Below are 13,705 nucleotides of genomic sequence, written 5' to 3'. Positions count from 1 at the left end.
CCGCTTCACCCCCGTAGCCTGAGGCCACGGGGGTGAAGCCGTGGAGTGGTCCGAGGAGCTGTCCGGTGGCCTGCTGCAGGCCGCGCCGGACGCTATCCTGGTCCTGGACGGCGGTCGGATCGTGCTGGCCAACGACCGTGCCGAGCAGATGTTCGGCTGGCCCCGCGCCGAGCTGGTCGGGCAGCGTGTCGAGGTGCTGCTGACCCCGGACTCGGAAATGCACTTCCCGGAACGGCAGCGGCAGATCCTGGACGGTGAACCGGGCGCGCTGGCTCGGCTGGTCACCACGGTCCGCCGCCGGGACGGCACCGAGCTGCCGGTCGAGTCGTCCACCACCGTCGTCGAGACCGCGCGCGGCCGGGTCGCCGTCTCGGTGGTGCGGGACATCACCGAGCGCCTGCGGGCCGAGGAGGAGAAGGAGCGGCTGCGGGCCGAGGCGCACGCCCACCGCAGTCAGCGCCTGGAGAGCCTGGGCCAGCTGGCCGGCGGCATCGCCCACGACTTCAACAACATGCTCGGCGTGATCCTGAACTACGCCCACTTCGTGATCGAGGAGGCGCAGTCCACCGATCCGGACGTCGCGATGATCGCCGCCGACGCCGCCCAGGTGGTCCGGGCCGGCACCCGCGGCACCGACCTCACCCACCAGCTGCTCTCCTTCGCCCGGCGCGAGGTGGTCCGGCCGCGGGCGCTCGACCTGAACCGGCGGATCGCGGAGACCCGGGAGATGCTGCGCCGCACCCTCGGCGACCAGATCGAGCTGGTGATCCGGCCCGGGGCGGACCTGCCGTCGGTCACCGGCGACCCCGGCCAGTTCGAGCAGATGCTGGTCCACCTGGCGCACAACGCGCGGGACGCGATGCCCGGCGGCGGCCGCCTGGAGATCGAGACCGCGCTGATCGGCGGGCACGTGGTGCTGCGGGTCGGCGACACCGGCCGGGGCATGGCCCCCGACGTGGCCGAACGCGCCTTCGAGCCGTTCTACACGACCAAGGGCAGCGGCGAGGGGACCGGGCTCGGGCTGGCCACCGTCTACGGCATCGTCACCCAGGCCGGCGGGGAGGTGTCGCTGACCAGCGAGGTCGACCTGGGCACCACGATCACCGTGCTGCTGCCCGCCGGGGAGCCGATCGTGGCCGGAGACGAGCCCGAGGAGACCGGTGGGGTCGGGGCTCGCGGGGAGACGCTGCTGGTCGTCGAGGACGAGGACGCGCTGCGGGACGTGGCCGGGCGGATCCTCACCGGCGCCGGGTACCGGGTGCTGTCGGCCGAGGGCGGGGCGCAGGCCCTCGAGTTGGCGGCGCGGCACGACGGCGAGATCGATCTGCTGGTCAGTGACGTGGTGATGCCCGGGATGCTGGGCAAGGAGCTGGCTGAACGGCTGGTCGTGATCCGGCCGACGACCAGGGTTCTCTACATGTCCGGCTACGCCCAGCCCATCCTGGCGTCCCAGGGCACCCTCGATCCGGGCGTGGCTCTACTGGAAAAGCCCTTTACCGCCAACGACCTGCTCACAGCCGTACGCAAGCGGCTGGATGGTTGATCTATTGTTTTTGAATGCCAGGTAAGCGTGTGGGAATCATGGGCGGAACATTCGACCCCATCCACCACGGTCACCTGGTGGCCGCGAGCGAGGTCCAGGCCCGATTCGACCTGGACGAGGTGATGTTCGTCCCGACCGGCCAGCCGTACGAGAAGGGCCGGGTCTCGCCCGCCGAGGACCGCTACCTGATGACGGTCGTCGCCACCGCGTCGAACCCGCGCTTCCACGTCAGCCGCGCCGACATCGACCGGGACGGCCCCACCTACACCGTCGACACGCTCCGTGACATGCGCGCCGTCTACGGGCAGTCCGCCGAGCTGTACTTCATCACCGGCGCCGACGCCCTGGCCCGCATCATGTCCTGGAAGGACGCGCTGACCATGCTCGGCCTGGCGCACTTCATCGGGGTGACCCGGCCGGGCTTCGAGCTGTCGAACGACCATCTGCCGGCCGACAGTGTGACCCTCGTCGAAGTCCCGGCGATGGCCATCTCGTCCAGCGCCTGCCGAAACCGGGTGGCGGCCGGCCTGCCGGTCTGGTACCTGGTACCGGACGGTGTCGTGCAGTACATCAACAAGCGGGGCCTGTATCGGGACTCGGGTATTGCCGGACCGGTGTGAGACGCTTGACGTCCTGACTGACCGACCGAGGAGACCCCTTTTGCCCGTCACCGAACGCGCACTCGAACTGGCCATGGCAGCCGCCCAGGCGGCCGCGGACAAGAAGGCGCACGACATCTCCGTCATCGACGTCGGCGAGCAGCTCTACATCACCGACGCGTTCGTGATCGCCTCGGCGTCCAACGAGCGCCAGGTCATGGCGGTTGTCGACGCCATCGAGGAAGCACTGCTCAAGCTTCCGGAGAAGGCCAAGCCGGAGCGTCGCGAGGGTCACCAGCAGGGCCGTTGGGTGCTGCTCGACTTCGTCGACATCGTGGTCCACGTCCAGCACGAGGAGGAGCGCGAGTTCTACGCCCTCGACAAGCTCTGGAAGGACTGCCCGGTCATCCCGTTCGTCGACCGTGACCTGGCCGAAGCCGGCGCCGAGGCCCCGTGACCCGCCTCATCGTCTGGCGGCACGGCAACACCGATTGGAACGCCGGCTCCCGTTTCCAGGGCCAGGCCGACATCCCGCTCAACGACCTGGGCCGCCGGCAGGCCGCCGAGGCCGCCGAGGCGCTGGCCCGGCTGGCCCCGGACGCGATCGTGTCCAGTGACCTGAGCCGGGCCTTCGCGACCGGCACCGCCCTCGCCGGCCACCTCGGGCTCACCATCCGGTCCGACCAGCGGCTGCGGGAGCGGTTCTTCGGCGACTGGCAGGGCCTGACCACGGCCGAGATCCGGGCGGCGCACCCCACCGAGCACGCGCTCTGGACCTCCGGCGCCGACGTCGTCGGCTGTGGTGTGGAAACCCTCGACGACCTCGGCAAGCGGGTCAGCGAAGGCCTCCAGGAAGCGGTCCGGCCCGGCGGCACCGTCGTGGTCGCCACCCACGGCGGGGCGGCCCGGCAGGGCATCGGTCACCTGCTCGGCTGGCCGGCCGGGCAGATTCGCACCCTGCGGGGCATGAGCAACTGCCACTGGGCGGATCTGCGGCACGACGAGTCCCGGGGCTGGCAGTTGGCGGCGTACAACGTCGGGATCCTCCCCTGAGGGAACCGGAGCGGCTCCGGTAACGTCTCACCACCATGCTGATCCGGAAGACCGTCGCCCCCGCGGCCCTGTTCCTGGCGCTCACCGCCGGTTGCGCGAACAACGCCCCCGTCGAGACCGGCGGTGCCCCCGAGCCCGCCGTCTCGGCCTCGAGCGCCGCGATCGAGCCGTCCACCGCCCCCGCTTCCCCGGAACCGGGTTCGGTGACCCTCACCGGCACCGTGAGCGCCGGGGTCGAGCCGAACTGCCTGCTCCTCAAGGACGGCACCGGCGACCACCTGCTGATCGTCAAGGACGAGACGCTGCTCGCCTCGATCAAGGAGGGGGCGAAGGTGACGGTCGTCGGCAAGTCCCAGTCCGGCGTGATGACCACCTGCATGCAGGGGCAGCCGTTCGAGGTGTCCTCGGTAACCGTGAACTGACGGGGTACCTTGCCTGCATGACCATCGCGGTTGTGACCGACTCCACCGCGTACCTGCCGGCCGAGTTGAACGGCACGTATGACCTGACCATCGTGCCGCTCACCGTCGTGATCAACGGCTGGGACGGTCTGGAGGGCATCGAGGTCTCGCCGGCCGAGGTGGCCCGCGCGCTCACCGCGCGCCGGGCCGCCGTCAGCACCTCCCGGCCGGCGCCCGCCCAGTTCGCCGCCGAGTACCGCCGCCTGCTCGACGCCGGCGCCGACGGTGTCGTCTCGGTGCACCTGTCGGCCAAGCTCTCCGGCACCTACGAGGCCGCCCGGATCGCCGCCGGCGAGGTCGGCCCCCGGGTGCGGGTGGTGGACAGCGGCACCGCCGCGATGGGCCTCGGCTTCCCCGCGCTGGCTGCCGCCGCGGCCGCCCGCGACGGGCACGACCTGGCGGCCGTCAGCCGGGCCGCGTCCGCGGTGGCCGGGCGGGTGACCACCCTCTTCTACGTCGACACGCTGGAGTTCCTGCGCCGCGGCGGCCGGATCGGGGCCGCGTCCGCGCTGCTCGGCACGGCCCTGTCGGTCAAACCGATCCTGCACGTGGAGAACGGCGCGATCACCGTCCGGGACCGGGTCCGCACCGCCGGCCGGGCCCTCGGCCGCCTCGTCGACCTGGCCGTCGAAGCGGCCGGCGACGGCGAGGCCGACGTCGCCGTCCATCACCTGGGCACCCCGGACCGGGCGTCAGCGCTGGCCGGCGCCCTCGGCGAACGGCTCGGCGACCGGCTGCGGGACTGCTACCTCACCGAGGTGGGTGCGGTGGTCGCCGCGCACACCGGCCCCGGGTTGGCCGGGGTCGTCGTTCATTCCAGGACCTGATCTCCCGATACGGGCCACCCGCTCGCGGTCCACCGCGGCGGCTGCTCGTCGGTGCGGGTCAGGTGCGGCACCAGCTCCGCCCACGGGACGACGGTCTCGCCGACCAGCACCTCGTCGGCCTCCGGCAGCACGACCGGCTCGTCCCTCGGCCACGCCGCCCGGGTCCGCCAGCCGTCCACCAGCGTCAACAGGAGACCCTGGGCGGCGTACTCACGCATGGCGAGCAGGCTCTCCGCCCGCCGGACCGTGCGCTGCAGCTTCTCGTTGCGGTAGGGGACCGTGCAGCCGTTCTCGTCACTGACGTACGCCATCGGGCTCAACGCGTGCGGCGACCGCAGGAACAGCGCCTCCGCCTCGGCGAACAGCGCCGCCAGGTGCGGGCCGCCGTCCGCCGTCACCAGCAGCGTGCCCCGCTCCGGCGCGAACGCCACCGGAACCCCGCCGACCTGCTCCGACAGGCGCTGCAACCAGCCCGGCAGCAGCAGGTGCGAGGTCCAGTAGGCGTTGCCGTCGTCGACGAAGCGGACCGTCGTCGCCGAACCGTGCAGCACCGCGCCGGACAGGTTGGCGCGTGCGGTGGCGAAGATCCGGTCCGGGGTGGAGCGCCAGGTCGCGGACTGGGCCGGGGTGACGTACGTCATCGTGTCGGGCTGATCGACCACCACGAACTCGGACAGGAACGGCAACGCCGGGCGGCTCAGCGGCGCGCCCGGCGCCGCCCCGCGCAACACCGGCCGCAGCATCGGCGCCGCGTCCCCCCACACCGGCGGCACCCGCAGCAGCTCGCCGATCAGATCGTCCAGCGACCGCTGCCCGGCCAGGAACGGGGCCAGCGGCAGGATCGTCGGCTCGCTGTCGCCCGGCGCGGTGAACCGCACCTCGAACGGCCGGGACAGGTAGCGGGCGTCCGTCACGCCGGCCCGGCGCAGGCGGCGCAGCATCCGGCCGGCCAGCCGGGCGCGGGCGATCCTCCGCAGCAGGCCCACCGCCATTGACCTCTTTCTTTACAGAAAACGCGCCAGGATCGCGCGGGCGTCGAGATCATCGTCGGTCACCACGGTGGGCGTCAATCCGTGCCGTGTGGTGATCTCGATCGCCGGTGTGGTCTGCGCCTCGGTAATCTCGGAAATCAGCAGGCCCCGGGGGGACAGCCAGTGTTTTGCCTCCTTCGCCACCCGGCGGAAGATCTGCAGGCCGTCGTCGCCGCCGTCCAGCGCCGTGTGGGGTTCGTGCACCCGGGCCTCGGCGGGCAGGAACGGGATGTGGGCGGTCGCCACGTAGGGGACGTTCGCCAGCAGCAGGTCGATCCGGCCCCGCAACTCCGGTGGCAGTGCCTCGAACAGGTCGCCCCGGTGGACGTTGCCGCCCAGGTTCCGCCGGGCGCAGGCCACCGCCCGGGGGTCCAGGTCGGCCGCGTGCAGGGTGATCTCCGGGCGGCGGTGGCGAAGGGCCAGGCCCAGGGCGCCGGAGCCGCAGCACAGGTCCACCACTGTGGTGGCCGGCTGGGCGGCCGCTGTTTCCACGAGTAGTTCGCTGCGGACTCTGGGGACGAAGACACCGGGGGCGAGGTGTACGCGTACCCCGCAGAAATTCGCCCAGCCGACCACCTGTTCCACGGGCTCGCCGGTCGCTCTGCGGTCCACCAGGGCGGCCAGGGCCAGGTCGTCGACGGCCGCCTCCTGCAAGGCCTGCGCCTCGTCCTCGGCGAAGACACAACCCGCTTTCCGGAGCTTTCGTACGGCTTCGGCTGTTGCTTCGGGGGAGATCACTGGGCGTTCCTCGGTTCTCGGTTATCCACAGTGCCGGGTTGTCCACAGGGGCTCGGGCGGGTTCGCCGGGAAGTTCCTACGGTCGGGCCGTGCGAGAGGCGAAGGATAGCGGGGACGTCGTGGGAGCGCGGCTGCGGGCGGTGCTCGACTCCGGTGCGCGCCGACGGGTGGGGGTGCCGGAGTCCGGGCCGCTGGAGTGGGCGGACATCGTGCCGGCCTGGGGGTCGGAGGAGGAGGATCTCAGCCCTTTCGGGGAGGGGTCGCGGGGTGGGTTCCCTCCATCGGGAGCGTCATCCGAGGGGTCTGCGGGTTTCGGGGCTTCCGGGGTCTCCGGCGCCTCTTCCACTGAGCCGTTCGGGGTGATCCCGGTGTCCGTGCCGTCCTATCCATGGGACGCACCCGGCGCGATTCGGGCTGTTTCCCCTGGACCGTTGGACGAATCCATCCATCCCTCGGACGGTGTCGTTCCTCCGGGGCCCGTCGGTGGCTCTCCCCTTCCCGGCCGTCCTTTGCCCGGGACCGGGGGCTTTCCGGTTGTCTCCTCCGGGGCGGCTTCTCCTCATCCTTCTTCGCTCTACTCCTCCTCGCAGCCGTCTTCTTCTTCCTCGTCGTCGTCTTCCTCTTCGGTGGTGGGTTCCGGGGGGCTTCCCGGTTTCTCCGGGCGGTGGGAAGCGGCTGACCCGGTCGAGTCCGGTGGGCCGGGGCTCAGCTCGGCGGGAGCGTTCGAGAGCACTCGGCGGCAGTGGCTGGACGCCTTCGATCCCGGGAGGCCCGGTGTGCGGGCGCTGACCGCGGTGGCCGTGGTCGTCGTGCTGGTCGCGGCCTTCCTGGCGTGGCGCTCGCGGCCCCGCCTCGACGAGGTGACGAATGATCCGGGCGGATCCGTCGCGGTCGGCACGGGCGCCGGCGGAGCGAACGGCGCTGCCGACCCGAACGGCGCCGCCGGCTTGAACGGCGCTGCCGGCGTGAACGGTGGTGCCAACGGTGCGGCCGGTGCGAACGGTGTGTCCGGTGCGGCCGGTGTCAACGGTGCTGTCGGCGGGAACGGTGGGCCTGGTGCGTCGGCCGCCGAGGTGGTGGTCGCGGTCGGTGGGAAGGTGCGCAAGCCGGGTCTGGTGCGCCTCAGTCCCGGCGCCCGGGTCGCCGACGCGCTGGAGGCCGCCGGTGGTGCCCTACCCGGGGTCGACGTGGCCGTGCTCAACCTTGCCCGCCGGGTCACCGACGGCGAACTGATCATGGTCGGAGTCACCCTGCCACCCGGCACGACGACCGCCCCGCCCGCCCCGGCTCCGGGCAACGGCGCGACGGGAGCGGCCGGCTCGCTGGTCAACCTCAACACCGCAACCCTGGCCGACCTGGACACCCTGCCCGGCGTGGGCCCGGTGCTGGCCCAGCGAATCCTCGACGCCCGCGACGCCCAGGGCGGTTTCAAGGCAGTGAGCGACCTACGAAAGGTGGACGGAATCGGATACGCCCGCTACGAACAACTCAAAGACCTGGTGACGGTCTGATGCCCCACGAATCCCCTGAGCACCGACAGCCTCCGGGCCCGCGCTCTTCCGACCCGGGCCCGAGCCCGCGATCCTCGGCTTCGCGGTCGCCGGCTCCGGATTCGCAGGCCCGGATTCCGGATCTCCGGCTTGCCGGATTCACGGTGGGGCTCTGGATGGCGGCGTTGGCCGCGCTTCACCTGTCTGCCGGTTGGGGCCTGGCCATCGGAGTCACCGGTTTGACCGCCGCGCCGTTGCTGATCCTGTTTCCGCTGCTCAGTGGTCAAAACGCACCACACTCCTCCGGCCCACTGGCATCCTCGCCGGACGCGTCCGCGGTTTCGCCGGGTGCTCCCGCGGTCGGGAGTGGCGGCCGGGGCCGGGCCGGCGCCGTCGGAGGCGCTGGGCGTGGGCGGGGCGAGCGGGAGGCGGGTGGGTGGTGGCGTAAGGGGGCTCGGTGGATCGGGGTGGCGGTGGCGCTCGGGGCCGGGTGCGGGGCTGTGGCCACGGCGGGGCGGGTTTCGGTTCGGGAGGCTCCGGTGCTGGCCGGGCTGGTCGGGAGTGGGGCGACCGTACAGGCGGAAATGGTGGTGCGTGATGATCCGCGGGCCCTGGCGTCGACGTCGGGGCCGCCCACCTATCTTGTCGCCGTTGATCTGGTGAGTGTTGACGCGGAGGGCTCGGCGGCTGTCCGGCTGGATGCGCGTGGGCTGGTGCTGGGGTCGGATCCGGGGTGGCGTGGGCTGCTTCCGGGGCAGCGGGTCGTCGCCACGGGGCGGCTGATGCCACCGCGGCCCGGTGACCTGCGGGCCGCCGTCCTCTCGGTGCGGAAGGCGCCCGAGCCGATCGGCCGCCCGTCGTGGGCGCAGCGGGCGGCGGGAGTGCTGCGGGCCGGGCTCCAACGAGCCTGCGAGCCGCTGCCGGACGACTCCGGGGGACTGCTGCCGGGCCTGGTGGTCGGTGACACCAGTCGGCTCGACCCAGGGCTGGAAGAGGATTTCCGTACGACCGGAATGACGCATTTGACTGCTGTGTCCGGAACCAACGTCGCGATCGTCGTAGGGGTCGTCCTCTTCGTGGTCCGGCGTGCCGGGGCCGGGCCGGTGCTCTGCGCGGTCCTGTGCGCGGTTGCGCTGGCCGGGTTCGTGATCCTGGCCCGCCCGTCGCCGAGTGTGATCCGGGCCGCCGCGATGGGTGCGATCGGGCTGCTGGGGCTGGCCACCGGGCGGCCACGGGCGGCGGTTCCGGCGCTGGCGGCCGGGGCCGCGGTGTTGCTGATCGCCGATCCGGAGCTGGCGTCCGATCCGGGGTTCGCGCTGTCGGTGCTGGCCACGGCCGGTCTGCTGCTGATCGCCCCGGTCTGGCGGGACGGTTTGCGGCGCCGGGGCTGTCCGGCCGGGGTGGCGGAGGCGCTGGCGGTACCGGCCGCGGCCCAGATCGCCTGTGGCCCGGTGGTCGCGGCGATCTCCGGCACCGTCAGTCTGGTCGCGATGCCGGCCAACCTGGTCGCGGTACCGGCGATCGCACCGGCCACGCTGTTCGGGGTGACCGCCGCGGTGCTGTCCCCGGTCTGGCCGGCGGCCGCCGAGTTCGCCGCCTGGATCGGCCACTGGCCCACCGAGTGGCTGGTTCTGATCGCTCATCTCGGCGCCCGGGTGCCGGCCGGGGCGCTGCCGTGGCCGGGCGGCGCGTTCGGCGGGGTGCTGCTCGCGCTGCTGACGGTGGCGTTCCTGTGCGCGGCGCGGCGGGCGATCGTCCGGCGGCTGGCGACCGTGGTGGCCCTCGGCGCGATCCTCGGCGCCCTGCCGGTGCGGCTGCTGGCCTCCGGCTGGCCGCCGCCGGGCTGGCTGGTGGTCGCGTGCGCGGTCGGTCAGGGTGACGCCGTGGTGCTGCCGGCCGGCTCCGGGCGGGCGGTGGTCGTCGACGCCGGTCCGGAACCGAACGCGATCGACCACTGCCTGCGCCGCCTCGGCATCCGGCACGTGGCGATCCTGGTCGTCAGCCATTTCCACGCCGACCACATCGGCGGGGTGGCCGGGGTCTTCCGGGACCGTGCGGTGGGCGCGGTGATCGGCCCGGACTGGCCGGAACCCGCCGGTGGCCGCGCCGCTGTCGAGACGGCCGCGGGCGGCGCCGGGATCGCGCTGCGGACGGTCGGCCCGGGATGGGTCTGGACGGTCGGTGACCTGCGGCTGGAGGTTCTCGGCCCGATCACGCCGATGCGCGGCACCAATTCCGACCCCAACAACAATTCCCTGATCGTACGGGCGACGCTCGGTGGTCGTTCGGTCCTGCTCCTCGGGGATGCCGAGACCGAGGAGCAGGAGGAGTTGGTGACCGCCTTCGGGGCGGGGCTGCGTTCGGACGTGCTGAAGGTGGCCCACCACGGCAGCGCGCTGCAGGCGCCGGAACTGTTCGACGCGGTGGATCCGGCGGTGGCGCTGGTGTCGGTCGGACGGGACAACGACTACGGGCATCCGAACCCGGTGCTGCTCGCGCGGATCGCCCGGGGCGGCGCCCGGGTGCTGCGCACCGACGAGGCGGGGGACGTCGCGGCGATCGTGGTCGACGACGGCCTGGCCGTGGCCGGTCGCGGTGACCCCCCGTAATCGCTTCGTCGCTGCACACCTGCCGCAGTGACGGAGGCGACACGCCCGGAAGGGGGACTCCGGTGGGCAGACTTTATGCCTGATAGGTCTCTATAGAGAGGCAAACAGCCAAAATGTCTACCGGGTGTGTTAGGCCTGAGCAGGCGACTGTACGGGCGTGAAGACATGCCCGGCCGGCGATATGTCTGGTTTCGCGTTCGGTGATCAGCGGCCTGCGCTAACGAGTGAGGCTCGTGGAACTGTCGGTGCCCCGTGCGACGATGTTGCACGTGAATGCCGCGCTGCCCCCCTCGCTGCTGCTCGTCCAAGGAGACGAGGAGTTGCTCGCCGCTCGTGCCGTCGCCGAGACGGTCGAAGCGGCGCGGGCCGCCGAGCCCGGTGCCGACGTCCGGGAGTACGAGGCTGGTTCACTGGTCCCCGGCGAGGTCGCCGAGATGCTGAGCCCGTCACTGTTCGGTGGTCGGCGTGTCCTCACCATCCGTAACGGGCAGGACGTGCGCAAGGATCTCAGCGCCACCCTGCTGGCCTATGCGAAGAATCCCGACCCCGACGTCACCCTGATCGTCACGCACGCCGGCGGGGCCAAGGGCAAGGCGTTCGCCGACGGGCTCCGGGCGGCCGGCGCCACTGTCGTGCCGGTGATGAAGCTGAAGAAGGACGCCGAGCGCACCGCCTTCGTCCGCAACGAGTTCCGCCGGCACGGTGCCCGGTGTGACGAGTCCGCCGCGTCCGCGCTGCTCCAGGCGGTCGGCAACGACCTGCGGGAGATCGCCGCGGCCTGTTCCCAGCTCCTCGCCGACACCGACGGCAAGATCACTGAGGCCGTGGTGGCGCGCTACTACAAAGGGCGTGCCGAGGTGACCGGCTTCGCGGTGGCCGACGCCGCGATGGTCGGTGACCTGCCCGGTGCCCTGGAAGCGCTGCGCTGGGCCCTGCACGTCGGCGTCGACCCGGTGCCGATCGCCGATGCCCTGGCCGACGGCGTCCGGACCGTCGCGAGAGTCGCCTCCGCCGGCCGCGGCAACCCCTACCAGCTGGCCAGCACCCTGGGCATGCCGGCCTGGAAGATCGAGAAGGCGCAGGCCCGCAGCCGGGGCTGGACCCCCGAGGGTCTGGTCGACGCCATGCGGGCCGCCGCCGACTGCAACGCCGCGGTCAAGGGCGGCGCCGAGGACCGCGGCTACGCCCTGGAGCAGACGATCTTCGCCATCGCCACAGCCCGCCGCGACGGAGGCACCCGATGACCCGTCCCCGCCCGGCCGGCCAGCCGCTCTACGCGCGGGTCCTGTGCCTGCGGCACCTGGCGCCCAGCGGCCTGCTCTGTTTCGTCTTCCTCGAGGGCGCGGTGGTCCTCGGGGTCCTGCTGGCCCTGGCCGAGCTGGTCAGCTGGTGGGGCGTGCTGGTCCTGCCGTTCACGGTCGCCCTGATGGTCAAGTTCAACGACGTGGTCGCCGGGGCTTCCACCGCACACCCGGTCGCCCGCGAATCGGCCTCACCCGGGGCGTCGATGCTGCGCCCCGCCTCGATGGCCGCGTCTTCGTCCGCCGCGCACCCGGCGGTTCCCTTCGACGCTTCCGCTTCCACCGCTTTGACCGCTTCCACCGCTTCGACCGTTTCCACCGCTGCGCCGGTCACGGCCGGTGACTCGCCGATGGTTCGCCCAGTCGGCGGCTCACCGATGGTGCATCCGGTCAGTGGCGCGATGGCGGCGCATCCGGTCAGCGGGGCGATGACGATGCATCCGGTCAGCGGGGCGATGGCGGCGCACCCGGCCAGCGGTTCGCCGATGGGCTGGTCATCCGGCTCGTCCGGCGATACGAACCTCTGGTTCGGAGACGAGGATCAGCCGGGTCGCGGAGCTTCTCATGTCGCGCCGCTCTCCGCCTCGCCGTCCGAGCGCCGGGGAAATAGCTATTCCTTCAGTACGCCGGGTTCCTCCGGCTCCTTCACCGCACCGGGTACTTCCAGCGAGTCGGGTTCCTTCACCGCACCGGGTTCCTTCAGCGAGCCGGGTGCCTTCACTGCGCCGGGTTTCCGGGCGCCGGATGAGTCATTGAGGTCCGGCTCGGCCTTCTCCGCGGATGACGCCGGTTTCTCGGCCTTTCCCGCGGACGATACGGGGCGATTCGAGCCATACGTCTCGGCTGCCGAGTCTGGCCGGCACGACGCTCCGGCTGTGCCTGGCGATTTCGGCTACCGCAGGCCCACGGAGTTCGGGCGACACGGCGGTTTCGCCCCGATCGTCTCCCGCGACCCATCGGCGGTCGGGTATGGCCCGGCGGTCTCACCCCAGTTCCTGGTCGACGGGCACCAGCATGACGGCCTGACCGAGATGCCCACGGTCGGTTATCCGGGCTCTTCCGCCACCGGCACGCCCAGAGGCAACCATCCGCTCCCTGGTCACGACCACCCGCTCCCTGGTCACGACCACCCGCTCCCCGGTCACGACCACCCGCTCCACCCGCTCCCCGGTCACGACCACCCGCTTCCTGATCATGACCACCCGCACTCCGGGAACGATTACTCGCTCTCTGGGACCGATCACCCGCTTTCCGGGACCGACCACCCGCCCCTTGGGCACGACTACCCGCTGCCAGCTCAGGGCCACTCGTCATCGGCTCACGGTCGTCTGGAACCAGCGAGCGGCCAAGCGCTGCCCGCGAGCGATCATCCTTTGCCGGTAAGCGATCATCCATATGGCTCCGCCGCTGGTCAGTCTTATGCCGCGGGTGGGAACAACTACTCGGCTGCGGGTGGCCAGTCCTATCCGGTGACGAGCGGAAATCCTCACACGACCGCAAGCCGGCACCCTTATGAGAACCAGGGCCAGGTCGGCGCCCCGATGGTCGGCGTCAACGAGGATTTCCGGCCATCGGTCAGCAACGCAACGACGCGTCGCCCCTGGACAGAACAGCTGGACGTGCGCCAGCAGATGGCCCGCCAGGCCGCGGCACGCCGCTACGAGTGATCCAGTAGCGCCGCCCGTTGCCCGCCGGCTGTCGCTGGATGTCCGTCGCCCGCCGCTGGTTGCCCGCTGCCCGCCGCTGGTTGCCCCTCGCTGTGCCCGTCGCCCGCTGCTGGTTGCCCGCTGTCCGTTGCCCTGAGGTGGTTGCCCGCCGTTGGCTGTCCTCCGCCCGCCTCTCGGAGGTGGCTGCCCACCACCGGCTGCCCGCTGCCCGGAGTTGGTTTTCCCGTGCCGCAGCCCCGGATGGTCACGTCGGTCGGCTAACCGGTGTCGCTGCTGCTCGCTGACTTTTACTTTCGGACCTGGGCCCGTCGGCCGGACCTGGGCCCGTCGGCCGGACCTGGGCCCGTCGGCCGGACCTGGGCCCGTCGGCCGGACCTGGGCCCGTC

General features: G+C 72.0%; 11 protein-coding genes and 1 pseudogene. 10 read left to right on the top strand and 2 right to left on the bottom strand.

The window, feature by feature from the left end; genetic code table 11:
* Window positions 1-40 precede the first annotated feature (40 nt).
* Genes Aco03nite_RS48290 through Aco03nite_RS48265 form a run of 6 tightly spaced genes read left to right on the top strand, consistent with a single transcriptional unit; the run spans window position 41 to window position 4,483 of the window.
* Window positions 41-1,543: a hybrid sensor histidine kinase/response regulator gene (locus tag Aco03nite_RS48290; protein WP_203809167.1), complete on the top strand. Its 1,503-nt coding sequence runs from the start codon at window positions 41-43 to the stop codon at window positions 1,541-1,543.
* A gap of 14 nt (window positions 1,544-1,557) precedes the next feature.
* Window positions 1,558-2,163 (top strand): nicotinate-nucleotide adenylyltransferase, encoded by a 606-nt coding sequence (gene nadD / locus Aco03nite_RS48285; protein ID WP_275415993.1) that lies wholly within the window; start codon window positions 1,558-1,560, stop codon window positions 2,161-2,163.
* Between the two features lie 40 nt (window positions 2,164-2,203).
* Window positions 2,204-2,599 (top strand): ribosome silencing factor, encoded by a 396-nt coding sequence (gene rsfS, locus Aco03nite_RS48280; protein ID WP_203809165.1) that lies wholly within the window; start codon window positions 2,204-2,206, stop codon window positions 2,597-2,599.
* Complete coding sequence (locus tag Aco03nite_RS48275) at window positions 2,596-3,195, top strand: histidine phosphatase family protein (protein WP_203809163.1); 600 nt, start codon at window positions 2,596-2,598, stop codon at window positions 3,193-3,195. Before rsfS ends, Aco03nite_RS48275 begins: the two co-directional genes overlap by 4 nt.
* A 35-nt stretch (window positions 3,196-3,230) precedes the next feature.
* Window positions 3,231-3,617, top strand: coding sequence for a hypothetical protein (locus Aco03nite_RS48270; RefSeq protein ID WP_203809161.1), 387 nt, complete (start codon window positions 3,231-3,233; stop codon window positions 3,615-3,617).
* A gap of 17 nt (window positions 3,618-3,634) precedes the next feature.
* Window positions 3,635-4,483, top strand: coding sequence for a DegV family protein (locus tag Aco03nite_RS48265; RefSeq protein WP_203809159.1), 849 nt, complete (start codon window positions 3,635-3,637; stop codon window positions 4,481-4,483).
* On the opposite strand, the gene Aco03nite_RS48260 is transcribed toward Aco03nite_RS48265, so the two are convergent.
* Together Aco03nite_RS48260 and Aco03nite_RS48255 are read right to left on the bottom strand one after the other, a co-directional pair.
* The gene (locus tag Aco03nite_RS48260) at window positions 4,468-5,475 is read right to left on the bottom strand and encodes a hypothetical protein (protein WP_203809157.1); all 1,008 of its coding nucleotides are present in this window, start codon (window positions 5,473-5,475) and stop codon (window positions 4,468-4,470) included. The genes Aco03nite_RS48265 and Aco03nite_RS48260 overlap by 16 nt on opposite strands.
* A 12-nt stretch (window positions 5,476-5,487) precedes the next feature.
* Entirely contained in the window at window positions 5,488-6,252 is a 765-nt protein-coding gene (locus Aco03nite_RS48255) for a putative protein N(5)-glutamine methyltransferase (protein ID WP_203809155.1), read from the bottom strand.
* A 629-nt stretch (window positions 6,253-6,881) separates the two neighbouring features.
* On the opposite strand from Aco03nite_RS48255, the gene Aco03nite_RS48250 reads away from it, so the two are divergent.
* The 4 genes and pseudogenes from Aco03nite_RS48250 to Aco03nite_RS48235 form a co-directional block, all read left to right on the top strand.
* Window positions 6,882-7,763, top strand: coding sequence for a ComEA family DNA-binding protein (locus Aco03nite_RS48250; RefSeq protein WP_239146045.1), 882 nt, complete (start codon window positions 6,882-6,884; stop codon window positions 7,761-7,763).
* A gap of 563 nt (window positions 7,764-8,326) precedes the next feature.
* The gene (locus tag Aco03nite_RS48245; protein WP_239146047.1) at window positions 8,327-10,351 is read left to right on the top strand and encodes a ComEC/Rec2 family competence protein; all 2,025 of its coding nucleotides are present in this window, start codon (window positions 8,327-8,329) and stop codon (window positions 10,349-10,351) included.
* Between the two features lie 260 nt (window positions 10,352-10,611).
* On the top strand, window positions 10,612-11,595 hold the full coding sequence (gene holA / locus Aco03nite_RS48240) for a DNA polymerase III subunit delta (protein WP_203809149.1): 984 nt from the start codon (window positions 10,612-10,614) through the stop codon (window positions 11,593-11,595).
* Window positions 11,592-11,807 (top strand): annotated as a pseudogene (locus Aco03nite_RS48235) (hypothetical protein); the annotation flags it as partial. The gene holA and the pseudogene Aco03nite_RS48235, both read left to right, overlap by 4 nt.
* Between the last annotated feature and the right edge of the window lie 1,898 nt (window positions 11,808-13,705).

The sequence above is a fragment of the Actinoplanes couchii genome (genome assembly GCF_016862075.1).
GTDB classification, from domain to species: Bacteria; Actinomycetota; Actinomycetes; order Mycobacteriales; family Micromonosporaceae; genus Actinoplanes; species Actinoplanes couchii.
The sequence above is the reverse complement of the archived record's forward strand: the minus strand, read 5'-3'. Positions and strand labels throughout refer to the sequence as shown.

Excerpts from the sequence above, each read along its gene's own strand:
- nadD (WP_275415993.1), top strand. The coding sequence starts at position 1,558 with ATGCCAGGTAAGCGTGTGGGAATCATGGGCGGAACATTCGACCCCATC.
- holA (WP_203809149.1), top strand. The coding sequence starts at position 10,612 with ATGTTGCACGTGAATGCCGCGCTGCCCCCCTCGCTGCTGCTCGTCCAA.
- Aco03nite_RS48270 (WP_203809161.1), top strand. The coding sequence starts at position 3,231 with ATGCTGATCCGGAAGACCGTCGCCCCCGCGGCCCTGTTCCTGGCGCTC.
- Aco03nite_RS48260 (WP_203809157.1), bottom strand. The coding sequence starts at position 5,475 with ATGGCGGTGGGCCTGCTGCGGAGGATCGCCCGCGCCCGGCTGGCCGGC.
- Aco03nite_RS48245 (WP_239146047.1), top strand. The coding sequence starts at position 8,327 with ATGGTGGTGCGTGATGATCCGCGGGCCCTGGCGTCGACGTCGGGGCCG.
- Aco03nite_RS48265 (WP_203809159.1), top strand. The coding sequence starts at position 3,635 with ATGACCATCGCGGTTGTGACCGACTCCACCGCGTACCTGCCGGCCGAG.